Below are 25,377 nucleotides of genomic sequence, written 5' to 3'. Positions count from 1 at the left end.
AACTTTACCTAAATTTTTACAGGAGGCTGGTAGATGGCTGCAACCGATTTTAAAGACTATTACTCAATTTTAGGAATTACTAAAACTGCCACTCCAGAAGAAATTAAACAAGCTTTTCGTAAACTCGCCCGTAAATACCACCCCGATGTTAACCCTGGTAATAAACAAGCAGAAGCAAAATTTAAAGAAGTTAACGAAGCTTACGAAGTTCTCTCTGATCCAGATAAACGCAAAAAATATGATCAGTATGGACAATATTGGCGGCAGGTAGGAGAAGGTGGTTTCCCTGGTGGAGCAGGGGTAGATATGAGCGGTTTTGACTTTGGTCAATACGGCAGTTTTAATGATTTCATTAATGATTTATTTGGTGGTGCAGGACCACGCACCAACAGACAAAGTTATTCCTATCGTACCTCTACAGGTAAACCAGGTACAGGTTTTGGCGGTTTTAATGATTTTGGTTTTCAAGATATGGGCGGTGGTGCTGCCCAAGATAGTGAATATACCATTAGTCTCAGTTTTGCGGAAGGATTCGCAGGAGTTCAAAAACGGTTTAGTCTAGGTAATGAAACTATAGATGTTCGTATTCCCGCAGGTGCAAAAACCGGTACTCGGTTGCGGGTACGGGGTAAAGGTCAAGTTAACCCCATGACTCAACAACGGGGAGATTTATATTTAAAGGTGGAACTGCAACCCCATTCTTTTTTCCAATTTGAAGGTGATCATCTTCTTTGTGAAGTACCGATAACTCCTGATGAAGCTGCTTTAGGTGCTTCTATTGATGTTCCTACTCCTGATGGTAGTGTGAATGTTAAGTTACCAGCAGGGGTGCGTTCTGGTCAGTCTCTGCGGTTACGTGGTAAAGGTTGGCCTCTGGCTAAGGGTGGACGCGGTGATCAATTTGTGAAAGTGGCGATCGCACCCCCCAAAGACCTTACCCCACAAGAAAGGGAATATTATGAAAAACTCCGCGCTATTCGTACCTACAACCCCCGCAGTCATTTATCACAGGTGAAATTATAGGGGTGTAAGGGTTTAAGGGTGTAGGTGAAGAATAAACTTTTGTGTTTGTCTGTCACCTGTCACCTGTTACCTACTTACTTGATGCCATTCTTGCCATTAACATTTGTCTAAATGCTGCGAACACTTCTGTCACTCGATCATTGAAATTGTGCCAGTAATGTCTCTACACTAGCATTGTGATCCAAGAAAGAAAATAAATGTCTGTAAATTAATTTCCCATCTTTATCTAGTACAAACTGCGCTGGTAAGGGCGCTCCTAATGCTTGCCCTGTGTGATATGTTCTAAAAATATGACAACTAGGATTTATTAATAAAGGCATTTTTAATCCTAAGTCTCTTACTACTGCTTGACTTTGGTGTTTATCTGTGCTGGTGATCATTAAAATTTCTATACCCCGTTTTGTAAATTCCTCATAATTTTCATTTAATGCTTTAATATGAGGATAGCAAAAAGGACAATATTGTTTTTCTGTAAAAATTCTCGTAAATGCTAAAATAACAGGCTGTTGACCACGATAGTCTGATAATTTGATTGTGCGATTATTGGTAACATCTGTTAATTTAAAGTCAGGTGTTAATATTGTCAATCTTAACTCATCGAGTGCTGGTTTGGGTAACAAATTACGGAAAAATCGCTCGTTCAATAAACCTGTAAAATCTGTTGATGTCAACATAAATAATTAAAAGTTAAAATTTAAAAATTAAGAATGGGTAATGGGTAATGGGTAATTCAATTTTGGATTTTGGATTTTGGATTTTGGATTGTATTTGATGAACTCCAATCTAAAATCTAAAATCTAAAATCTAAAATTTTCTTCACCAATCACCAATCACCAATCACCAGTCCCCAGTCACCTACACTGCTGCGAAGTAAACTTTAGACTTCACAGGATCGGGAACCATTGTTTTTTCTCCGGGTTGCCAACCAGCAGGACAAACTTCGTCTGGGTGAGATTGAACGTGCTGAATAGCTTGTAAAGTACGCAATGTTTCATCTACACTGCGACCAAATGCTAAGTTATTAATAGTAGAATGTTGAATTACACCATCTTTATCAATGATAAACAAACCACGCAAAGCAATACCAGCTGCTGGATCGAGAACGTTATAGTCTGCGCTAATTTCTTTCTTGATGTCGGAAACTAGGGGATAATTTAAGTCACCAACACCCCCAGATTTACGATCTGTTTGAATCCAAGCGAGGTGAGAAAATTCGCTATCTACGGAAACACCTAAAATTTCTGTGTTTAGTGTTTTAAATTCTTCGTAGCGATCGCTGAATGCTGTGATCTCGGTGGGGCAAACAAAGGTAAAGTCTAAGGGGTAGAAAAACAGGACTACATACTTGCCGCGATAGTCAGAAAGTTTGATGGTCTTAAATTCTTGATCTGCTACAGCTGTTGCTGTAAAATCGGGAGCCTGTTGACCAACACGAAGACATCCATTATTGAGTGACATTTAACCTAGTTCTCCTTGAGTTTTATATCCATTTTTTGGCGTGGGTATCTGGGTGATATCAACCTTTCCCTCCACGCTCATCACAGTTTAGTTACAATCTGTTACGACTATATCATAGTCATTACGATTTTGAGAACAGGTGATAGTTGATAGTTGATAGTTGATAGTTAAGAGTTTTTACCAATTACCCATTACCAATTACCAACTACCCATTACCCGCTACCAATTTAAAAGCCAATGTTTGATTTAGATACAAGAGAATGGTTACTAACTAATGGCTTAGGTGGTTTTGCCAGTGGTACAGTTGCGGATGTGCATACACGGACTTATCATGGTTGGTTATTTGCGGCTACAAATCCACCTTCAGGCAGAAAATTACTACTTTCCCATTTAGAAGCAAGTTTAGAAATATCAGAAAAAGTTATAGCACTGGGAACAAATCTTTGGGGTACGGGTAAAATTGAACCAACAGGATATAAATTTTTACAACAGTTTGATCATAACCCAGTTCCCAAATGGGTGTGGAGTGGGGATAATTGGCAGTTATCTAGGCGTTTGGTAATGCCAAATGGGTCTTGGGAAAAGCAGGGGAGCAGGGAGCAGGGAGCAGGGGGAGAAGATTTTGCCCAATTATCCAATTCTCAGAGAGTTTTGATTGAATATCGGTATGAGGGGAAAGAGAAAGGGATTTTAAGGTTAAGGTTGTTTATAGGCGATCGCAATTTTCACCATCAACAAATAGGTAACGAAAAAATCCAGTTTTCCCAATTACTCCATCAAAATATATTGTGTTTACAAATGAATAACTGGGGTAAATTTTGTGGTAACTTTGGTACACCTTGGCATTTACGATGGACTCAGGGAAAATATCAAGTAGATGAGTTATGGTATTGGAATTATAGTTTACCAGAAGAAACAAAAAGGGGATTAGGCGATCGCCAAGATTTATATAGTCCTGGTTATTTAACCGTAAACTTGCAACCAGGAGATACAGTCACCCTAGAAGCTAAAGTAGGTTTCCCCGACTCCCAAGAATCCCAAGAATTGTTTTCACCTGATAGTTTTACAGAAGCAGTAGTAATAGAACAAGCAAGAATAGCGCAGATTTTTGGGTGGGGAGATGAGGAAATCGGAAGGAGAGGAGAAAATTCTTTTTTGACACTTTCCTCTTTACTTTCACCAGTCACTTATCACCTGTCACCTATTCAAAAACAACTACTCAAAGCTAGTGATCAATTTATAGTTTATCGTGATTCCATAGCAGGTCCTACGGTAATTGCAGGATATCATTGGTTTAATGATTGGGGAAGAGATACATTAATTGCTTTACCAGGATTAACATTAGCAACAGGACGTTTTGAAATTGCTAAAGGACTGTTAAAAACCTTTGGTAGTTACTGTCGTCATGGACTCATACCGAATACTTTTCCTGATGTAGAAAACGAACCATTTTATAATAGTATTGATGCTGCTTTATGGTGGATTGAAATTTTAGGACTTTATTTAGAAACGACTCAAGATTGGGAATTTTTATTAGAACAATTTCCCATTGTGCAGCAAATTCATAAAGCTTTTATTAGCGGTACTCGTTATAATATTCAAGTTGACGCTATTGATGGTTTGGTTTCTTGGGATGCTCAAGGTGTAGCATTAACTTGGATGGATGCAATGGTAGAAGGAATACCTGTCACACCACGTTGCGGTAAAGCAGTGGAAATCAATGCTTTATGGTATTCTGCATTATGTTGGTTAAGTAAATGGTCAGAACATTTAAGTCATGAATATATAGATCATTCTAGTCGTTTAATCAGTCAAAAACAACGTTATCAACAACAAGCAGAACTGGTAAAAATATCCTTACAAAAATTTTGGCATCCCCAGTTAGGTTATTTATATGATCTAATTGATTTAGATGATAGTCGTAATTCCCAAATTCGCCCCAATGCTATTTTAGCTTTATCTTTATATCATTGTGCTTTTTCTCAAGAACAAGGACAAAAAGTTTTAGACTTAGCGACTTATAGGTTATTGACTCCCTATGGTTTGCGAAGTCTTGATCCTAGTGATCCAGAATATCAGGGAAAATGTGAAGGAAGTCCCGAACAACGCGATCGCTCTTATCATCAAGGTACGGTTTGGACTTGGTTGATCGGTGCTTATATTCGATCTTGGGAACGTTTTTATCCGGAAACACCCTTACCTTTTGACTGGAAACCTTTGTTAGATCATTTTTCATCTAATGGTTGTTTAGGTTCAATTTCGGAAATTTTTGATGGTGATGCACCCCATTCTCCCAGAGGTGCGATCGCTCAAGCTTGGTCTGTTGCTGAGGTGATTAGACATTATCAATAATTTTCTCACGCAAAGGCGCAAAGAGAAATTAAGATTGATAGGAAATTCATTGATTTGCAGCTAACTTTCTCCCATACAAAATAGCCAGAAAACCTGTAACATTCATATATAAAGCGTAAACTGCTGCGGGTATGGCCATATCAGGATTATTCAAAATTCCCGCAGTAATAGCTATAGCTAGTGTACCATTTTGTAGCCCGACTTCAATTGCAATACAGATTTGTTGAGCAGGATTGAGATTTAAAAGTTTGCTCAGATAAAAACCCAAAAACATAGAAATAGTATTCAACAGAACCACACCAACACCAACTTGAACAAGAAAACCAGGAAGTTTTTCCCACTCACGAATAACTAACAAAAGAATAATTAAAGCTAATAGTCCTCCTGCGAGACGGTTGGTTACTTTTTCCAAAGAAATCGCAAACTTAGGAAACAATTTTCTGACTATCATTCCTAGACAAATAGGAACAATAGTCATAATAAAAATTTGTAATATTGTCGGTAAAATAGGTAAAGCAATAGTAGCAGTTTCACCTAGAAAATGTTGATATGCAAGGTTGCCAAAAATGGGAATTGTCAACACTGTAATTAAACTACTAAAAGCAGTGAGAGTGACAGAAAGTGCAACATCACCCTTTGCAAGAAAGGTAATAATATTTGAAGATACTCCCCCTGGACACAATGCAACTATCATTAACCCCATTGCAATTGTTGGTTGCATCGGTACAACTTTAGCAATGATAAAACCAATAATAGGTAAGAAAATTAATTGACTTGTCAAACCAATAGCGACTGCTTTGGGATATTTAGTTACTCTTTGGAAATCTTCTGGTACAAGAGATAATCCCATTCCTAACATAATGATCGCTAAGGATAGAGGTAGAACAACTGAACTTAAAAAACTTGCTTGCATATCTGTATTTAATTAAACAATTAATGAAACCAATAATTAGTATTTCATGATTTATAAACATTTGTCAATCAATAATGAATCAAAAAATACAGATTTGAAAATTGTCAACTAATAAAGTTAATGTAATTGCTACAAACTTCATTTTGCATAATGTTATTTTAATGGCAATTTGAATAAACGAAAGTAAAATTACTTATTAAATCACATGGAAAATAAACAAGAAACTCGACAAAAAAACGTACTGATTACAGGATCAGCACACGGAATTGGCTATCAATTAGCTTATATTTTTGCTAGACATAGTTACAGTTTGGTGTTGATAGATAAAGACGCAGAAAATTTAAGAAAAATTGCTGATGATTTTATTAATAAATTGGGTATCTCTGTAAAAATCTTAGTTAAGGATTTATCTATATCCAATTCTCCAGAGGAAATATTTAACGAGTTACAAATAGCAGGAATTAAAATTGATGTATTAGTAAATAATGCTGGAATTGGTACTTATGGAGTATTTAGCGAAACGAACCTGACACAAGAATTGAAATTGTTACAAATTAACATTGTCAGTCTCACCCATTTAACTAAATTATTTCTCAAGGATATGATTAGTCAAGGACATGGGAAGATATTAAATGTTGCTTCTGTTGCTGCATTTCAACCTGGTCCTTTGATGGCGGTTTATTTTGCGAGTAAAGCTTATGTGTTATCATTTTCAGAGGCGATCGCCAATGAATTAGAAGGTACAGGAGTCACAGTAACTACCCTTTGTCCTGGTCCTACCGCATCCAAATTTCAAAAATCCGCAGCAATGGAAGAATCAAAAATTTCTCATGTTAATAGAATGATGACAACTGAAACTGTGGCGAAAATTGGTTATGATAGTTTAATGGCAAATAAAACCATTGCTATTCCCGGAATTAGAAATCAAATATTAGCCAGATCCGTGCGATTTGCACCTAGAAATATCGTTACCAAAATTGTCAGAAGTATGCACGAATTGAGGAAATAATTTCAGAATTTAGGAGTCAGGAGTCAGAATATTTACTTGCATTAAAAATAATTTTACTGTTCCTCTTTTAACAACCAACAACCGCTAAAAGTCATTCCTGAATCATCAGGTTGCACTAATAAAAAATGCAAACCTTTACTTAATTGTTTGCGTTGTTCATAAACTTTAGCTGCTGCTTTTACTTCTGCATCTTCAAAAGTTGCTAAAATCCATCTATCTGCTAAACCTGCTTCTAAAATTAACCCATCAGGTGAACCAGGAATATAATTTAAACTCACAGGGTTAGTTTCTTGTAACCATCTTGCTAAACGCAAAGATTGTCTACCACCATAAATTATCACACCGGGAATAGGAACAGTTGAAGCTAAACCTAAATTAATTGGTTGTAGAAATTCTGGAATTTGTAAAACCGGAATCGGACGATCTGCAAATTCATCAATAATATCACCAGCTTGAATATTTGCAAAACGCCATTCTTCACCCCAGAGATTTTCTGGTAATGGTGTTGGTGGTGGTTTATCAATAACTAAGGAATATTGCTTTTCTTGCAACCATTGTTTTAACGCTTGAGTGCGACGGGTAGCTTCAATTTCAATTTCTAAATTATTCGCTACTGCTGTAATTAAACTTAAAGCTTGAGGACGAAAAACTTGAATAATATCAGGTAATTTTTCCTTAGCTGCTAGTTTAAAATGTTCTGTTAACCAATTGGAATTTGCTTGAGATTGGGGACAGGTGGCGATATATTCAAAGCTACGACTTGGATCACAAATCAATAAATCCCATAATATCTTTCCTGCTGTATCTTTTTGGGGACTGCGATAAAAATCAACTTGCCAAATTAGACTCATGATTAATACTGATGTTTTTTGTTGTCAATTTAATTTTTACCATAAAATGGCGTGAATTAGTTAGGTTTTGGTGTAGCTGACAAATTTTTTCTTGATTAACCGCAAAGTACGCAAAGTACACAAAGGAATGATATCATATCCGGTTGAATACTTATCATATCTGTTGAGGCTGGTAATTGGGAAAAGATAATTATTAACCAACAAGTTATATTGTAAGTGATTATCCGAACTTGATATAAAGCAGAAAAATTACCATAAGTCAGGAGGGGAGTAATCATAAGTCATTTGTTTTTCATACTTTGGAGATAAGTTAGTTAATTTTTCCTATTCCTGTGAGTATTAAGTGATAGATGTTAAAACAATACTGATGATAGATAAATTTTGGATTTTTAAATTATTAATATAAAACGCAGATTAATCGGAGTTTATTTACTTCATGAGTTCCAAATCAAAAAAACAATCAAAATCTGAACATAAAGAAAGTACACCAGCAGCTTCTGGTGGTTATCAAACTCCCATAGAAGAGGACATTCGCAAAACTGGTACTGCTGAAAAAAGTCAAGCTAGAGAAACTGCTACTCCAGAAGCACCTGGTGAAGATAAAGTAGCGGGTAGTCCTAATCAGGGTAATCCATCGCGTTAAGGAAATTATTCAATTAATAATGATTATATCCCCTTCTCTGATAATCAAGAGGTGGGGATTTTGAATTTAGCGATCGCTCTCCCGTTGGAGTCATCCCAGAAAATTGCATTGCTCCCGTAATTTTTTGCAGTCTACCAATAATTTGACTTTGATGATCACTCGTTACTTTACCATTGAGTTTTGCCAATAAATCTTGAAGATAGAGTATAGTATCATCACTAATATTAGGTTGTCCTTGCAACCAAGAATTAGCCCGTTCTTCTCCTCTTTGTACAGTTAATATTAAATATGCCCAAGCTAAAGCAGCGCGTCTAGCAGGGTTAAGTCGTAAAGCCACCGTTGACCGATTCCATAACCTACCTCTATCAGATTTAAGTAAGTTAGAAATTTCTTGACCATTATTAGTAGATGTGGTCAAAACTTGTAAAGCTTGTTCCCAACGACCATCAATTAAATCAGTCAGCACTTGTTGACTAGGACTAGCCCAATTTTTATCAGCTTGAATTTTGGTAAATTGAGAATGGAGATGAATAAAATCAATTTGTGCTTTCACAGCATCAGAAAAAGGCTGTTTACGCTGTTTCTGGAGAGAAGTTAACCAAGCATGAGCAGGTGTCCAAAGTCCATTTCGCGCCAATAATAGGGACTTTTGATACCCAAAATCTTCAAATACTGATTTGAGAGTAATTGGTTCTAGTAAAACAGAATTTTTAACTAATTTGCCTTCTTTGACTTGGTAAACCTGGAAATATGGCTCTACATCTAGTGTTTGATCAATCAATAACTCTTTTGTATTACTACCAGTTACCTGTTGCCATTTTGGTAATTGCCCATTAGTGTTTTTCCAAGATAACATTTGCTGTAAACTGCGAAGTAGGGGATTGTAATGAATAATCTGTCCATAGACTATGGCTGTATCTTCTTGTTTATGTTCACCCTTTAAATAAAACCAGAACCCTGGTGATAATTGAGAATCATTAAAAGCTGTGATCTGAGTAAAAGGTAATTTACTATTTTTATCCTGGTTTTCTGACTCTAAAATATTTTTACCAACGGGAGCTTCTACAAATGATTTTGTAAGTCCAGAAATAGCCAGTTGTGTTACCAAATGGTAGTGTGTTTCTGATTGCAGTTGAAATTCCATTTCTTTGGAGCGTTGATAAACCCTCAATTCCACCAGTTCTTGACAATCAGACTGGCAATTATTACGCTTTTGAAAAATTGGCAGTAGAAACAAATTTGGCTTTTGTGACTTTTGATTATTTTTCTGATTGACAGCAGCATCTAAAGCGAGACTTTCTCCAACTATCCGGTTTTGTTTCTTTAAGGAAAGCTCGATTTCTGCCAGGGTTTTGGGGATGTCTTTTTTACTAACAGGGATTTTCGCCTCTTCTGGTAAATATTCATTTAGCCAGCTAACCTGCTCTGGATTCATAATAAAGAGAATACTAATCCAGCCAAAAGCGATAATCACACCAGAACTACCTAACAATATAGACCAGGCCAAGGTTGACAACAACCAACTGCGCCATCGAGACTGTTTTTCAGATTTTTTAGCTATCCTTTTCCTTGCATCAGCATGAGACTGATGAGTTCTAGCTGCTTTTGGTTTCAACTTGCGCGAGTGCTTGTCCATCTGGGTTTTCAGTCGCAGTTGCTTATAGTTATGAGTTGAAATTTTTACATTGTACAAAAAAAGTACAATTTCACAAAACAGGTATAACTTATAGCACGAGGCAGGGGGCAGGAGTTTTTTTATTTTGGATTTTGGATTGTTTTTGTCAATTCCAATCTAAAATCTAAAATCTAAAATTTTTCTCCCCAGTCACCAGTCCCCTGTTTCCTACCTACCAGATGTAGCGATCCTGGCAAAGCTGAAATTCTTAATGTTGACACACAAAAAAGGTTTGGTGGTTAACCAAACCTTGCTATAAATCCAGTGCATAACAACATCCCAAAGTAATTTAACCTGTCTGGTTTTGTGGCTGCATCTTCCCAGAGGATGTATGCAAATATGCGAAAAACTGATAATAGATGATCCGGTTGCCAAAAATTCAGTTATTACCCCAAATAAAAAAGGACGGGGGTTATCCCGTCCGCACTAATAGCTTGAAAGTGGCAATACACCTTGGAATATAAAAAAAATAGTAGAAATAACATTCAATAGGTTGTCAGGATTTTCAATGACATCAACAATCAAAACAGTAATTTAAACTGCGTAAATTGTTTGATTCATTAATCTCTGCAATTTTGATCAATATAGCACAATTAATTTTTCAGTTTCTGCCAAAATGACAAAAGAGACGGGTTTTCACCCGTCCACAGTATAATAATGAAAAACATCTTGGTAATTTCTGTAATATATCAAGTTACTTTAGTACATGATTGCCAAAATGCCAAATAGCTGGTGATTGGTGATTGGTGATTGGAAACTAGCGTAATATCCAGATCCCCCACTTATCACAGAAGTAGGGGATCTAGCTTTTCAACATTTTATGTTTAATTATGTTGACCTACTTACCAGTTTGCTTTTAAAGCAAAAATTTTCTCAATGATATCTTCTACAACTTTATCAGGTGTAGAAGCTCCAGAGGTAACACCAACAACTATTTCTCCCTCCGGTAGCCAGTTTTCTGCTATTGTCAATTCTCCAGTTAATTGCCGATGTTCGATGGCGTTAGCAGAGAGAATGCGCCCAACTCTATCAATGTGATAGGAAGGAATATTTCGGTCAAAAGCTATCTGTTGTAATTGTGTAGTATTTGAAGAATTAAAACCACCAATTACTACTATTAAATCTAAATTGTGTTCGACTAATTCCAACATGGCATCTTGTCTTTCTTGGGTAGCGTCACAGATGGTGTTGAAACTTTGAAAATGTTGATTTAATGCGGCAGGTCCATATTTCTGCATCATGGTTTTCTCAAAGAGTTTACCAATTTGTTCGGTTTCACCTTTGAGCATGGTAGTTTGGTTAGCAATACCGACTTTTTCTAAATCTTTGTCAGGATCAAATCCATCCGAAAAAGCTTTAGCAAACTTGGTTAAAAATTCCTCACGGTTGCCACCATTGAGAATATATTTGGCCACATATTCGGCTTCTTGTAAATTCAAAACAATCAGATATTTACCTGCAAAGGAACTGGTAGCAACGGTTTCTTCGTGTTTGTACTTACCGTGAATAATTGAGGTAAATTCGCCTTTTTTGTGTTTTTCAACTGTATTCCAAACTTTGGAAACCCAAGGACAAGTTGTATCAACAATTTGGCAACCTTTATCATGTAAAATTTGCATTTCTTGGACGCTGGCACCAAAGGCGGGTAGGATGACTACATCACCTTGATCCACAACAGAAAAGTCTTTTTTGTTGGCTTCAACAGGAATAAATTGGACTTCCATTTCTTGCATCCGTTGATTCACAGAAGGATTGTGAATTATTTCGTTGGTGATCCAGATGCGTTCTGTGGGGAAGTGCTGACGAGTTTCATAGGCCATTGCTACGGCACGTTCTACACCCCAGCAAAATCCAAATGCTTGTGCTAGTCGGATAGTAACATTACCTCTTTGAAGGATGTAGTTGCGATCGCGTATCTCTTGAATTAAGCTACTTTCATACTCAGACTGCAACTGAGTGGACACTTCTGCTTTATGTCCAAATCCTTTCCGATTGTAATTTTCTGAATGTTGGAGGCTGCGTTTAAAAGCTTTGGTATCCATTTGGTGTTGTCTGCTAAAATCAATATTTCTTATTTTCTCTTGATAGGAGACAATTCAGTCATTAGTCATTAGTCATTAGTCATTAGTCATTAGTCATTAGTCATTAGTCATTAGTCATTAGTCATTAGTCATTAGTCATTAGTCATTAGTCATTACTAAAAATCTTTTCCCCCTGCTCCCCTGCCTATAGACTGTCACCAGTCACCAGTCACCTGTTACCTGTCACCTGTCACCTGTCACCTGTTCATTGTAAATCTGTAATGCAGTGCGCCAAACGGTGTAACCTTGGGGATTGAGGTGTAAACCGTCGGTGCTAAATTCTCGACGCAGATCACCTTGCTTGTCAGTGAACAAGGGATGTAAGTTGACATATTTAATTCTTTGTTGATTCGCTATTTTTTTCAGTTCCTCGTTTAACTTGCGAATACGACTGTTAGGAATAGCTAATAGTTTTTCCCGTCCTTCCCAAGTTGCTTCTTCTCCCCCATGTGGCAAAATCGACTGTAGAACAATTTTGGCTTTGGGGTGCTTTTTCCGTAGATAACGGATGATTTGTTTTTGATTGGCTAAAATTTCTTCGTCACCTACGCCGCGAATCATGTCATTAATGCCAATCATGATTAAAATGACTTCTGGTTTGGTACGGTCAAATAACTCTAATCTTTTTAATAATCCTTCGCTAGTTTCACCAGAAATTCCCTGATTTAACCAATTTTTGCCTTCTGGCAATAAATCAGGTGGAAACCATAAACTTAAAGAGTCTCCAGCCAATATGGTTAATTTTTCTGGCGGTTTTTCGGCTGCTACTTTGGCTTCTTGTTTAAGAATGTTTAGCCATTGTTGGTAATTTAGTTTATGACGTGGTCCTAACTCTGGTACGAAAACTTGGTTTTGAGGGTTGAGGTTGACTGGTTGTGGGCGAGTGCTAGTTGCAAAGGCAGTAGTCAATTTCTGCTGTCGCCAAATCAGCAAAATGATGGCTAACATCAGGATACCGTTTGTCACCAGTAAGAAAAATCCCCAGATTGGAAATGGTTTTGCGGAAGTGGACACGATTCAAAAATTCAAAATTCAAAATTCAAAATTCAAAATGCGTTCTGTGGTCAGTTAATGCCGAGTAAGTTAAATTTACATCAAGTTTACAAAAATTTAGTAATTTTGCCTTTGAATCTTAAATAATAAGTTCCCCAAATTCTTTAAGAAGCTGGGGATCTCACTGACTTGCAAATAAAAAATAACCAATTGTTGAGTAACCAGGGGAGGTGGAATGATGGGGAGATGGGAAAGATTAATAGCCCAGTCACCAGTCACCAGTCACCCTAAATGTTAATGCGATCGCCAAACTCGGAGTTATAACCTTCTTCTCCGTGTTCGTGGATATCTAAACCTTGGTTTTCTGCTTCCTCTTTTACACGCAGACCAATGGTAGCATCAATAAATTTGAGGATGATCCATGTACCAGCAGCCGCGATGATATAAGCTATGGCGATCGCTGCCAATTCTACAAATATTTCCCCAAAATTACCACGTAATAGCCCATCTTTCCCGCCTGGGTTGACTTCGGTAGTAGCAAAGATAGCGGTTAAAATTGCTCCTAGTGTTCCACCCACACCATGTACAGGATAGGTGTCTAAGGCATCATCAACATTCAGCTTGTGCTTGAAACTTACCACATAGAAGCAAACAAGAGAAGTAATAAAACCTATTAATATCGCTGCTAAGGGTGTGACAAATCCTGCGGCGGGAGTAATACCAACTAAACCTGCTACTGCACCTGTAGCAGCACCTACGGCGGTGGGTTTTCCTCTCAGGGTTGCTTCTAAAATTAGCCACATTAACGCACCTGCGGCGGCTGAGGTGTTGGTAGCAACGAAAGCTACTGTGGCAATACTACCCGCAGATAAGGCGCTACCAGCGTTAAAGCCAAACCAGCCAAACCAAAGTAAGCCAGCACCCAATAAAATGAAGGGGACGTTATGGGGTGGACTCAGACGATCTGGGTGGTTTTTCCTTGGTCCGAGAACTATGGCGGCCACTAATGCAGAAACCCCTGAACTAATATGTACTACTGTACCACCAGCAAAGTCAAGAGCGCCTAAACCACCGTATAAGCCCAAAAATCCACCCTTTGCCCAAACCATGTGCGCTAGGGGGGTGTAGATAAAGGTTGACCACAATAGCACAAATAGGCAATAGGCGCGGAAACTCATCCGTTCGGCGATCGCCCCAGAAATTAACGCTGGGGTAATAATTGCAAACATAGCTTGATAGATCATGTATGCTTGATGCGGTATTGTTCCCGCATAGGAAAGCACATCTTCTGGGGCTGAACCTTGCAAATATCCGCTGGTTTCTAAACCGACACCGTTTAACCCTAACCACTCTAAGCCACCGATGAAGGGTAAACCAGGGGCAAAAGATAGGCTATAACCCCACAAAACCCAGGTGACTCCGACAATGGCCATCAACACGAAACTCATCATTAAGGTGTTGAGGATATTGCGCGATCGCACAAACCCACCATAAAAAAACGCTAATCCTGGTGTCATTAACAATACCAGTGCAGATGAAATCAGCACAAATGCCGTATCTCCACTATCAGGATCAGGTGGTGTACCTGTTCCTTGGGCTAACGCATTACCCATGAGTGGGAATGCTAACAAACATAGGGTTAAAACCCCAATTATTACAAATTTCTTCAGCACTTGTTTTTGTTCCTATGCACCGAATTACTTCACATTACTTATTTGAATAACGTGATTTTTGATACTATGTATGTTTGGAAGTTACTCAAATTTCCTTTTGGGAGAACCTTAACAAAAAAATAATATTCATCATAGTTTCTAATCGTAAACATAGAAATTTACTTATGTATTATTTGCATAGTTTAATGTAAAAAATTGCATCATTGACTTGTATAAACATACTTTTAAGAAAAAAATAGGGAGATAGGGAGAATAACCTTTTAGCTGTTCCCTGTTCCCAATGACTAATGACTAATGACTAATGACTAATGACTTCAAATCTTGAATAACTGCGTTAGCGGACTGATAGCGATCGCCAAAATGATAACAAACCATCTTATCTAAAATTGCTGCTAATTCATCGCTAACATTAATTCTGTTTCGCCACATAATATTACCAGTTTCGGGATTTGCTTGTAGTTCTTGGGGTGGTATACCAGTAATAGCTTGAATACCAATCATACCTAAAGCATAAATATCACTGGATAAGCGAGGATGACCGGCAAATTGTTCTGGTGGTGAATAACCTCTTGTGCCGATAGCAACAGTAGCTAATTCCGTTTCTCCTTCTATTCGTGGTTGAATTAATTTGACAGCACCAAAATCTATTAACACCAAACGATTATCTTCTGTACGTCGCATAATATTTGTAGGTTTAATATCCCGATGAATTACATGGCGTTGATGAATAAATGATAAAATTTCTAAAATTTCTTTCAACATATCTACAACATAAGCTTCACTTTTAACACCTGTTTCTGGGGGTAATTCTTCACTTAAAGTATGTCCAATAATATATTCTTGAACTAAATAAAATTCTTGATGTTCTTCAAAAGAAGCAAACAATTCAGGAATTTGAGGATGTTTACCCACAACTGCTAAAATTTCCGCTTCCGTATTAAATAATCTACGGGCAACTTCCATAAATCTTGGATCTCGACGGGCGGGCATTAATTGTTTAACTACACAAATAGGATTACCTTTTTGTTGTGTATCTTCTGCCAAATAAGTACATCCAAAACCACCGGAAGCAAGAGTTTTTAAAATTTTGTAACGTCCAGCTAACAATAAATCATCTGTTGGGAATTTTGATATTTCTGAAAAATCAAAGTTGTTAAAATCCGATGGCAGTTGTGTTGATTGATCCAATAGTAAGCTGATTTGAGCAATAGCTTCTTGTTGTTGTTCAACTTGTAGCCGAATCTCTTGGTTTTGTTTTTGGGTTTGATAAGTCGTGTAACCCATGACAGCAACACTACTAATAACTAAAGCTAAAGAAGGTGTAAATAATGGTATCCATATTGCTTGCAAATACAACCCAGCCGCAATTCCCAGAATACCAATAATAATGAAAAACTCTACTGTTATTAACATTAAAGGATGTCGCCATTGCCATGCTAAAATAGCACCAATACAAGCACAAACCCAAATCCACAACCATTCAAAACCGTCTTGCCAATAAGACATTAAAGGTCTACCATCGATCACTGTACTAATAATTTGACTGGCTATTTGGGCATGAATAAAAACACGAGGAGTTCTCGCTGGTTGGTCTGATAAACTGCTATAAGGTGTATAGTAACCAGGATGTACACTAGCCGCAGTAGTTCCAATAATTACCAAGCGATCTTTTACCCAATTGGGGTTAACTTGATCTGTGAGAATTTCTGTGAGAGTAACTTGTTTAGCTAGGTTATTCGGGTGACGGTAATTTAATAAAATTTGATAGCCATCGTCATCTGTATCTTGATAATTACCTGCGTCTTTATATAAGCGGGAAAAAATAGTTTGACCTATTTGTAATTCTTGTTTTTCAGTAAAACTATATTCAATACCTTGTTTTTCTAAATAAATAATAGCTAATAAAGCAGCAAAGGAAAATCTAGTTTTACATTGACGATCTTCTGTTGTATAATCAACAAATAATAAACCGCGACGAATAACTTGATCAACCGCGTTATCAGTAACTACATCATCAAAGCCGATATTATCTATAGGAAAATTGGGAGGTGGGGCAACTTCTGATCTACCAATGTTACTTAATAAGCAAGTGGCAATAATTTGATTTGGCTTTTTGAGATTAGCAGCTAAATTGTTTTGCTCATGTCGATAAATATTTAAACCAATGACACGGGGTTGATAAGACTCTAATTTTTTTAGTAATTTATTAATAGTTTGATCTGATAAAGGCCATTTTTCCCTCTTCAGATCCTCTTGAGTAATTGTCACTAATAAAATTCTGTTATCAGGAGGTTCTTGAGGGCGCGATTTTTGCAAAACGCTTCGCGAACGCAACATCTGATCATAAATGCTTAACTCCTTAGTTTGTAACCATTTGAGTTCACTCACTCCCCAAACTAAAGCTGTCACTCCCGCACTAGTAAAGAGAATAATTGATAGGAAATTAGGGACACTAAAAGTTAAAGGTGAACCTTTATCTTGCAGGAGAAAAGCACGGATTTTTACTAAAATTTCATTAATCACTGTGGAAATAACCTAGTTTGTTGACACTCTCTGGGCTAAAGCTAGAGAGATTATACATTGTACGTCAGAATTTGCTCCCTTCAACTTTAAATACTGACTTTAAATACTGTGGCTGATTTTAGATAAGAACTTTTGTATTATCAATAGACATTTTGTAATCATTAAATCTGCATAACTGGAAACCTGTACTAGAGACAATTCATGAATTATCCTTGCCATAATTTTCACAAGATGTGTAATATGATATCAAGTTCTAAAAGCTAAAATTGAAACAATGCAAATCAAACTAATCTCCGAAAATAAACTGACACAGGAGCAAGAAGAACAAGTTTTTAACCTGCCAATAGCTATCGGCAGAAACATTTATTCCTGTGAGGGTTTGTTAACTTCTTCTACAGGAGTTAGCATTGTGACAGCAATGGGATTTGATGAAATGGTTGATGAAATTGGAGTTGATGGAGTTGATGCGTCTAACTTTGATGGTTCTGGTAATATTTCTGCTTGTACTTCACTGAAATAAGAACCTACAATTTGATCGTAATTGGAAACAACCGCTAAAAATGCTCCTCCTAAAATATAGATAGGTAATGGTAAAGATAAGTCTTTCACCCAGTCAAAAAATTCTGCCAAAGCAAATAATACAAAGAAACAGGCAAGCCAAACCCTCATTTTTTCTTCCCCTGCACAGAAACAACTATATTTAACTATATTTTTAGATTAAACAGCTTGCATGATACTCGATGTTTGCCACAATCACAAATATAATCACACATCTTTTCCTAAAGCCTGTATCACCTTGTGTCAGGTAACAGGGGACTAGTGACAGGGGACTAGGGTCTTATCTCCCCTACTTCCCGCACATCCTGACTCCTAAATTATTAACACATTTCTACAGTATCTCGATTTCGCATTCTCAAAAATCTTTGTTCATAATTTCTCATCCTGTCATCATTGATATCGTAAAAGTAAGGCTCAATTTTATACAAAGCCATAGTACATATTCCTAATTCAATATTTTCATTAATTAACAAGATATAAACTTATCTATTTATCTATTTATCTATTAATTGCCCTCTAACCCTAGAATGAATCATGGGTTTAATTTTTAATTAAATAGGCATAAAAATATTTTCTACATCTATGTAAAAAATCAGTCTTTAAGAAGTTTTGTTTTAACAACTAAAAGGGCAAAATATAGAATCATCGCTATAAACTTTAAATAAACCTTTAAATAAACCTGACTGAAAAATAAACCTGAAAAATAAACTTTATAAACTTGAAATTATTGTGGAGGCGACATTGTGCGTTTTGGGCAATGGCTAGGCTTACTCGCACTGATTATATCTCTTTATATTATTTGGCAAATTCGGCAAATAATTCTAATTGCCTTTGCAGCTGTAGCCTTAGCAACAGTATTAAATCAAATAGTGAGATTTTTACAGAAAATGAGGATGCGGAGGAGTTTAGCCGTTTCTATATCCATTGGTTTGTTATTACTAATAATAATAATTTTTGCTTTATTGATAGTTCCTAGTATTATTGATCAATTACAACAATTTAGTAATTTAATACCAATGGCACTAGAAAGAATTAACTCTTGGAATAATTGGTTAATTCGTGTAATTCCAGATAATATTTTAGAAAATATTCGCGGACTCCAATATTTAACTCAAGGTGTTCAAACTTGGGTAAATCAAATAATTAGAAACTTTTTTATTTTACTCAATAGCTCTTTTACTATCGTTTTAGGATTACTGCTTTTCTTGGTGCTGACTGTTATGTTTCTAGCCAACCCTGGCACTTATCGACGGGGTTTTATTATGCTTTTTCCTGCCTTTTATCGTCCGCGAGTTGATCATATTTTAACAAAGTGTGCTAATTCTTTAGTCGGTTGGATTAGAGGTACACTTTTAGCCATGTTAGCTATTGCCATGATGAGCTATATTGGTTTACTAATTTTAGGAATACCATTGCCATTAATAAATGCACTTTTAGCAGGATTATTAGAATTTATTCCTAATGTTGGTCCTACTTTAAGTGTAATTCCTCCGGCTTTACTCGCCCTGAATGAAGCTCCTTGGAAAGCCGTAGCAGTGATCATTTTATATTTTGGTATTCAACAAGTGGAAAGTCTAATTTTAGTACCCTTACTTATGAAAAGTCAGGTATCGCTTTTGCCAGCAGTTACTATATTAGCAGTCGTTATTTTTGGTAGCTTTTTTGGATTTTTAGGTGTATTTTTAGCTGTACCTTTAGTAATTATTTTACAAACTTGGATTAAAGAAGTTTTAGTTAAAGATATACTAGATCACTGGCATAGTAATTAGGGGAAAACGCTTGTTCATCTCTCATAAATTACTGATTAATTATTTTATTTTAGGAATTACGCAATATTGGACTAAAAACCTGATTCTTGCGTAGGGGTGATTCATGAATTACCCCTACTTTCGTTCTGTTTTATGTAAGTCTTCTATCAATGATTTCCACTTCTTTTTCCGTAGTAGTTACACCAGGATATCTTTCTGTTTCTCCCTTGACTGTACTGGTGGGAGGTACTTCAGAACTATAAGAACCATTGGAGATATCATCTACTCTCCAACCCCGAATACCTTGACGACTCAAAATAGAAGCTGCACGTCTAATTTCGTCCTCAGAACCTTCTAAAATGACCAAGTATTCCCCTTGAGATACTCGTTCACTGTAATCTCTAGCTTCTTCTTCAGGAATACCCAAACCTGTCAGAGCGCCAATTATACCACCTGCGGCAGCACCAATACCTGCACCCGCTAAGGTAGTGGCAATAGTACCCGCTGCTAGAAAAGGACCCGCTCCAGGTATAATTAAAGCTTCTAAACCTACAAGTAAACCACCAAGACCTCCCAAAACTGTGCCTGTTGTTGCACCAATACCAGCACCTTCTTGAGCTTCCGTGTCACCACGATCTTTAACCTGCGCTCCGGCAATTTGTTCATTACGATCTGTGTCTTTTGCTAACACAGAAACTCTGTTCATAGGAAAACCTGATTTTCTTAATTCATGGAGTGCTTCTTCTGCTTGTTGACGGTTAGCAAATGTCCCAATGGCACGTTGATATTTTTGAGATGTCATTTTACCTCCTGACATAATTACCATTGTGTTTACGAATAAATAAATAAGTAAACAAATCGGTAATTTTTTCTATAGTCACTTATTTAATTTTCTGTTTTTGAACCTATATCTTCATCTCTCTATAGGTTTAGTTTGTTATCTATCAAAGGAGTCAGGAGTCAGGAGTTATTTATTTTTGATTTTTGATTTTGGATTATTTTTGTCAAATCCAATCTAAAATCTAAAATTTTCTTCCCCAGTCACCTATTCCCTGTGAGGATCTGCTTTACTATTACCATTTTGCATTTCTATTAATTTTCTCAAAGAACCGCTAATACTACGAGGTTTGGGAACTTCATTTTTTCCTGCTGGCCAACCTTCTCTTTGTCGGGAGCGATGGCCATCTGTTTCTTCTGTTTGGTCATGAAATAAAACCTGTGTGGTAGGATAAGGTAAATCAATACCATTTTCTACATATAGTTTTTGTTTAATTGCAGATATCACTTTATCCCTTGAATCTAACGCATCGGACCACCGGGGCGGTTTAATCCACCATCGAGCGCGAATATTCACTGCACTATCAGCTAATTCCATTACTAATACATCCGGTGCTGGGTCTTTTAACACTACATCTACACTATGTAATGCTTCCATCATTAATTGCTTTGTCCTCTCAATATCATCACCGTAACCTACACCAATATCATACTCTAAACGGCGATTTTCAAAAGCAGTATTCACTGTCACGGAATTAGTAAATAACTCAGAATTAGGAATAACAATTCGCCTACCATCATAAGTTTTAATGGTTGTCGCTCTGGTTTCAATATTTTCTACTGTGCCTTCAAAACCTTTAAAAACTATTTGATCATCAATTTGAAAAGGTTCAGTTAATAAAATTAAAATACCTGCTAAAAAGTTTTGCAAAATATCCCGAAATGCAAAACCAATTGCGACTCCACTAATTCCCAATAATTGTACTAAATCTCCGGCTTTTAATGAAGGAATTACTATGGAAAGAGAGATAAACAAACCTACTAATATAGTAGTACCTTGAGCCAACCTGCCTAACACCATGCCTAAATTACGTGCATAGCGGTAATGACGAGTTAAGCGTTTAACCAGTCGTTTAATAGCTCTACCAATATAAACAAAAATTGTAAAAACAATAAACGCTAAAAATATATTAGGTAGCAACGCAATGAACCCGTTCATCATTGCTTGCACTTTGTCCCAAAGTACAGATATCTCTGCTTTCATCCTGCTGCCTCACTCATCAGTCGCTGATGATGATAGTTAAAAAATCATGCAGTACGAATCTAACTGAGGGTGATAAATTTGTTAACTAGCAGAGAGATTTTATCAATTGATAATTGACAATTGATAATTGATAATTGTTTCATTACAGGTTTAAAACCGCCCCTTTCCAGGAGAAAAAACCAAAAAATTCCGCTTTTTTAATCCTCTTTAACCAAAGCGGTAATTGTCAATTGTTCATTGTTAATTGTCCATTATTGAAAGCTACCCAAACCATAAACCACCGTAAGTTGCGACAGAGAGACATCAGCAAATTACAGTGGTTTGTTTGTAACTAAATAATTCAAAAAAATGGGAAAATCCGAATTGACTACATCAACTAAGGTGGACCCGGTTCGCAATCTGCCAATCAGGATTGTGCATCCTTCATTCCAACTAGGCAGGCATTTCTGGCTGTGCGTTCAAAAACCTCCAATTACAACTCGATGAAATCAAGGCTAAAACACTTGGAAGCCACAACCTAACCGTGATTGCGATGACATTAGAGCAGGAGGTACAGGCTCTAATTCAGTTGTTTTTGTTTGAACTTTTAACCTTTCTGTACCATGAAAATAATCTAGCATGAATTTTTGACTGTGTGTGATATATTTACTAAAGTTGATTTTCTGTAATATCTCGCAACAATTGTGAAATATTGCTTAAAAATGATCAAGTTTTGTTGAAAGTTACAGACTCATTGATCTGTAAGCAGGGTAATAGTTTTATCACCACTACTGGCAGCTAAAGTCTCACCATTTGGACTAAAGGCAATGGAATACACCGCTTCATCAAATCCTGTAAAAGTACGTAAGGTATTCCCAGTGTCAACTTGCCATAATTTAATTGTCTTATCTTTAGAACCACTAGCTAAAATCTTGCCATCCGGGCTGAACGCTACGGAACAAACATGATCATAATGTCCTGAGAGCGTGTGTAGTTGTTTCCCGGTTTCTAACTGCCATAGTTTGATAGTCTGATCATGACTACCACTAGCTAAAATTTTACCGTCGGGACTGATTGCAACACTTGTTACTGCTCCCGAATGACCTATGAGAGTGTGAAGTGATTTTCGATTTCGCAAATTCCAAACTTTTACCCTATCGTCAGCACTTCCACTAGCTGCAATTTGCCCTTTTGGACATATAGCTAGAGAATAAACAAAATTAGCATGACCTTTGAGAATATGCAGTAGCTGTCCAATACCCAGATGGGAAATTTTAATAGTGCCATCTTCACCAGCACTCATGACAGTTTCACCATCTGGAGAGATGACAATGGAAAAAATAGCGGTTGAATGTATTTTTAGTGTGTTGAGTAGTTTACCTGTAGACACCTGCCAAATCATTATTTTACCGTCATCACCAGCACTCGTTAGAGTTTGGCTATCCTGACTCCAAGCTAGACATCTAACCGCTTTGGTATGACCAGCGAGAGTATGTAACAATTTCCCGGTGTGGAAATGCCAAATCTTGATAGTGTGATTTCTACTGGCACTAGCTAGAGTTTGACCATCTGGACTAATTGCCATGCTCAAAATATAGCTTTCATGATTGAAAGTGTGTAGACATTTCCACGGAGTTGGTTGGGAGTTTGCTTGAGGAGGTGGTGTTGGTTGCGGTGGTGGTGATGCAGGTTTAGGCTTGGCTTTTTTGAGTTGAATTTCCAGTTCTCTGGCATTTTTCAAATCAGATTTAGCCCTGTTTTCATATCCCAATTTTGAACAAGCAAGCCCCCGGTATCTATAAGCTTCTATATAATTGGGGTTCATACGAATTGCTTGGGTAAAATCTTCAATAGCTTCACTATATTTACCTTTTTGGGCTTTTTCCATTGCCCGATAGTAGAAGGTTTCCGCAGTTGTGTGATTGGAATCAACTTTGATGGAACTAGAAGCCGCTGAATTTATCTCTGTTGGTTGATAAGATTTTAATGTGTCATAGGCTTGATTGATTTCCTTGATTTTTGCTTCTGCGGCCAGCTTTTGCTGGGATTCTAAAAATCTGTCTGGATGCCAAGTTTTAGCCATCTGACGATACGCTTGTTTAACTTCGTCAATAGATGCACCGAGTTTTAAACCCAGAATTTTGTAAGCTTGATTAATGTTCATATTGAGGTGTAATAGGTGTAATAGTTGTTAGCGATCGCAGATCCTAAAAAATAGCCAAAAAATGAGAATCTATGCTTATTATTCCCAAAAACTTCCTCAACTCAACTCAAACACCTCACAGCGGCTACCACTGGGACGGTACAAGTCGCCGCTTTTTTGAAGGTTGGTATTATCGCGTTACATTACCGGAAATTGGGCAAACCTTCGCTTTTATGTATTCCATCGAAGATCCTATTGGTGGGAAACCTGATAGCGGTGGTGCTGCTCAAGTCTTGGGTCCAGATGATGAATATCTGTGTCGCACATTTCCCAATGTCAACAAATTTTGGGCGAGTCGAGATGTGTTAGCTTTAGGACATTGGGGAAAAACAAACTTAAAAGTCTCTCCTCACTATCTCCTACCCCGTGACTTTACACACCATATTCAAGAAGGTTATCAAGCTACAGCTACTTTAAATCAAGGCATAATCACCGATCCTGCTACTGGTAATTACTGCCGTTGGCAGTATGAAATTAAACCTGTTTATGGTTGGGGACATCAAAATAGTATCCAGCAATCAACCGCTGGCTGGTTGTCTTTTTCACAGATTTTTGAACCAGGTTGGCAAATTTTAATGGCTCATGGTTTAGCTACTGGTTGGATCGATTGGAATGGTAAAATTTATGAATTTACCAACGCCCCAGCTTACGGAGAAAAAAATTGGGGTGGTGCGTTTCCTCAAAAATGGTTTTGGCTCAATTGTAATTGTTTTGACAACGAACCCGATTTAGCTTTAACTGCTGGTGGTGGCAGACGTGGTGTATTATGGTGGATGGAATCAGTAGCCATGATTGGTATCCATTATCAAGGGCAGTTTTATGAATTTGTTCCCTGGAACTCACAAGTAAGCTGGCAAATTCAGCCTTGGGGTAAATGGCAAATGCAAGCCAGAAATTCTCACTATGAGGTGGAATTAACAGGAACTACTGACTTACCAGGTACACCCCTACGCGCACCCACCAGCAATGGTTTAGCGATTTGTTGCCGAGATACCATGCAAGGTAAGCTAGACTTGACATTGCGAGAATTCAGTAGTTGTAAAACTCAAATTACTTTCAAAGCACAGAGTAATCTTTGTGGTTTAGAAATAGGTGGTGGTAGTTGGGAGAATAGTTGGCACTCTGACTAAATCTACTGCTATCATTGTAGATGTTTGTTCATTTGGGGCTGTAGCTCAGTTGGATAGAGCGGTCGCCTCCTAAGCGACAGGCCGTGCGTTCAAGTCGCACCAGTCCCGTATATTTACATTGCTTACTAGATAAGGGTTTTAAGTTTTGGGTAAAGTGTGATTTTAGAGGTTTACTCAATAGTTACTCACTAAGGGTATTTTACCGTGCGGTAAGTGAGTAATGATAGAACTTTTTATTGATAAGTTTTTCTTGTAGGGTGATGAGTAATTTTAACATTTAGCTTATATATCTTATATTCTTACCCTTTCCAAAATCCTATAAGGAATTGTGCAAGGATTTGTGCAACAAATTGTATAAGGATTGATTTTTAGCTCCTTATACAATTTGTGCAAGGATTTGTACAAGAAATCCTTACACAATCTAGGTTTTAGCTTTCTCCGGGGGCATTTTTTGAAACCTTAATGATCTAAAAAATCTTCTCCATCAAGTTACGTCCCATAACCCATTTTGGGTAGTACGTCTG

General features: G+C 37.1%; 19 protein-coding genes and 1 tRNA gene. 7 read left to right on the top strand and 13 right to left on the bottom strand.

Features of this window, described 5'->3' with window-relative positions:
* Positions 1 to 33: 33 nt before the first annotated feature.
* On the top strand, positions 34 to 1,023 hold the full coding sequence (locus IQ237_RS17005) for a DnaJ C-terminal domain-containing protein (RefSeq protein WP_194057209.1): 990 nt from the start codon (positions 34 to 36) through the stop codon (positions 1,021 to 1,023).
* 137 nt (positions 1,024 to 1,160) lie between these two features.
* On the opposite strand, the gene IQ237_RS17000 is transcribed toward IQ237_RS17005, so the two are convergent.
* Together IQ237_RS17000 and IQ237_RS16995 are read right to left on the bottom strand one after the other, a co-directional pair.
* A complete protein-coding gene (locus IQ237_RS17000; RefSeq protein WP_194057207.1) occupies positions 1,161 to 1,697 on the bottom strand; it encodes a peroxiredoxin in 537 nt (178 codons plus the stop codon).
* A 181-nt stretch (positions 1,698 to 1,878) separates the two neighbouring features.
* The gene (locus tag IQ237_RS16995; RefSeq protein ID WP_194057205.1) at positions 1,879 to 2,481 is read right to left on the bottom strand and encodes a peroxiredoxin; all 603 of its coding nucleotides are present in this window, start codon (positions 2,479 to 2,481) and stop codon (positions 1,879 to 1,881) included.
* 237 nt (positions 2,482 to 2,718) lie between these two features.
* On the opposite strand from IQ237_RS16995, the gene IQ237_RS16990 reads away from it, so the two are divergent.
* A complete protein-coding gene (locus tag IQ237_RS16990; protein WP_194057203.1) occupies positions 2,719 to 4,833 on the top strand; it encodes an amylo-alpha-1,6-glucosidase in 2,115 nt (704 codons plus the stop codon).
* A gap of 46 nt (positions 4,834 to 4,879) precedes the next feature.
* Here IQ237_RS16990 and IQ237_RS16985 read toward each other — a convergent pair whose 3' ends face one another.
* Entirely contained in the window at positions 4,880 to 5,746 is an 867-nt protein-coding gene (locus IQ237_RS16985; RefSeq protein WP_194057201.1) for a bile acid:sodium symporter family protein, read from the bottom strand.
* A 205-nt stretch (positions 5,747 to 5,951) separates the two neighbouring features.
* Here IQ237_RS16985 and IQ237_RS16980 point away from each other — a divergent pair, with 205 nt between their 5' ends.
* Positions 5,952 to 6,755, top strand: coding sequence for an SDR family oxidoreductase (locus tag IQ237_RS16980; RefSeq protein WP_194057199.1), 804 nt, complete (start codon positions 5,952 to 5,954; stop codon positions 6,753 to 6,755).
* 53 nt (positions 6,756 to 6,808) lie between these two features.
* Here IQ237_RS16980 and IQ237_RS16975 read toward each other — a convergent pair whose 3' ends face one another.
* On the bottom strand, positions 6,809 to 7,606 hold the full coding sequence (locus IQ237_RS16975; protein ID WP_194057197.1) for a Tab2/Atab2 family RNA-binding protein: 798 nt from the start codon (positions 7,604 to 7,606) through the stop codon (positions 6,809 to 6,811).
* 436 nt (positions 7,607 to 8,042) lie between these two features.
* Between IQ237_RS16975 and IQ237_RS16970 the strand changes: the two genes are divergently transcribed.
* Positions 8,043 to 8,249, top strand: a complete 207-nt coding sequence (locus IQ237_RS16970) for a hypothetical protein (RefSeq protein WP_194057195.1) — start codon at positions 8,043 to 8,045, stop codon at positions 8,247 to 8,249.
* Between the two features lie 13 nt (positions 8,250 to 8,262).
* On the opposite strand, the gene IQ237_RS16965 is transcribed toward IQ237_RS16970, so the two are convergent.
* The 6 genes from IQ237_RS16965 to IQ237_RS26355 all read right to left on the bottom strand — a co-directional run bounded on the left by IQ237_RS16965 (position 8,263) and on the right by IQ237_RS26355 (position 17,863).
* Positions 8,263 to 9,885 (bottom strand): hypothetical protein, encoded by a 1,623-nt coding sequence (locus IQ237_RS16965; RefSeq protein WP_194057193.1) that lies wholly within the window; start codon positions 9,883 to 9,885, stop codon positions 8,263 to 8,265.
* A gap of 881 nt (positions 9,886 to 10,766) precedes the next feature.
* Entirely contained in the window at positions 10,767 to 11,966 is a 1,200-nt protein-coding gene (locus IQ237_RS16960) for a 4-hydroxy-3-methylbut-2-enyl diphosphate reductase (RefSeq protein WP_194057191.1), read from the bottom strand.
* A 222-nt stretch (positions 11,967 to 12,188) separates the two neighbouring features.
* Positions 12,189 to 13,019 carry an SGNH/GDSL hydrolase family protein gene (locus IQ237_RS16955; protein ID WP_309225774.1) on the bottom strand — a complete coding sequence of 277 codons (831 nt, stop codon included), beginning with the start codon at positions 13,017 to 13,019 and terminating at the stop codon, positions 12,189 to 12,191.
* A 266-nt stretch (positions 13,020 to 13,285) separates the two neighbouring features.
* Positions 13,286 to 14,671 carry an ammonium transporter gene (locus IQ237_RS16950; RefSeq protein WP_194057189.1) on the bottom strand — a complete coding sequence of 462 codons (1,386 nt, stop codon included), beginning with the start codon at positions 14,669 to 14,671 and terminating at the stop codon, positions 13,286 to 13,288.
* 291 nt (positions 14,672 to 14,962) lie between these two features.
* Positions 14,963 to 17,194 (bottom strand): CHASE2 domain-containing serine/threonine-protein kinase, encoded by a 2,232-nt coding sequence (locus IQ237_RS16945; RefSeq protein WP_194057187.1) that lies wholly within the window; start codon positions 17,192 to 17,194, stop codon positions 14,963 to 14,965.
* A 363-nt stretch (positions 17,195 to 17,557) separates the two neighbouring features.
* A complete protein-coding gene (locus IQ237_RS26355) occupies positions 17,558 to 17,863 on the bottom strand; it encodes a hypothetical protein (RefSeq protein WP_228020404.1) in 306 nt (101 codons plus the stop codon).
* Between the two features lie 632 nt (positions 17,864 to 18,495).
* On the opposite strand from IQ237_RS26355, the gene IQ237_RS16935 reads away from it, so the two are divergent.
* On the top strand, positions 18,496 to 19,521 hold the full coding sequence (locus IQ237_RS16935; protein ID WP_194057183.1) for an AI-2E family transporter: 1,026 nt from the start codon (positions 18,496 to 18,498) through the stop codon (positions 19,519 to 19,521).
* Between the two features lie 130 nt (positions 19,522 to 19,651).
* Here IQ237_RS16935 and IQ237_RS16930 read toward each other — a convergent pair whose 3' ends face one another.
* From IQ237_RS16930 to IQ237_RS16920, 3 genes are all read right to left on the bottom strand, one after another.
* Positions 19,652 to 20,302 carry a general stress protein gene (locus tag IQ237_RS16930; protein WP_194057181.1) on the bottom strand — a complete coding sequence of 217 codons (651 nt, stop codon included), beginning with the start codon at positions 20,300 to 20,302 and terminating at the stop codon, positions 19,652 to 19,654.
* A gap of 243 nt (positions 20,303 to 20,545) precedes the next feature.
* Positions 20,546 to 21,541, bottom strand: coding sequence for a mechanosensitive ion channel family protein (locus IQ237_RS16925; protein WP_194057179.1), 996 nt, complete (start codon positions 21,539 to 21,541; stop codon positions 20,546 to 20,548).
* A gap of 730 nt (positions 21,542 to 22,271) precedes the next feature.
* Positions 22,272 to 23,684, bottom strand: a complete 1,413-nt coding sequence (locus IQ237_RS16920) for a DnaJ domain-containing protein (protein ID WP_194057177.1) — start codon at positions 23,682 to 23,684, stop codon at positions 22,272 to 22,274.
* Positions 23,685 to 23,755: 71 nt separating this feature from the next.
* Between IQ237_RS16920 and IQ237_RS16915 the strand changes: the two genes are divergently transcribed.
* Positions 23,756 to 24,853, top strand: coding sequence for a tocopherol cyclase family protein (locus tag IQ237_RS16915; RefSeq protein ID WP_194057175.1), 1,098 nt, complete (start codon positions 23,756 to 23,758; stop codon positions 24,851 to 24,853).
* Between the two features lie 34 nt (positions 24,854 to 24,887).
* Positions 24,888 to 24,961, top strand: a tRNA-Arg gene (locus IQ237_RS16910).
* Positions 24,962 to 25,377 lie beyond the last annotated feature (416 nt).

The sequence above is a fragment of the Sphaerospermopsis sp. LEGE 08334 genome, from assembly GCF_015207205.1.
GTDB lineage: Bacteria > Cyanobacteriota > Cyanobacteriia > Cyanobacteriales > Nostocaceae > Sphaerospermopsis.
The sequence above is the reverse complement of the archived record's forward strand: the minus strand, read 5'-3'. Positions and strand labels throughout refer to the sequence as shown.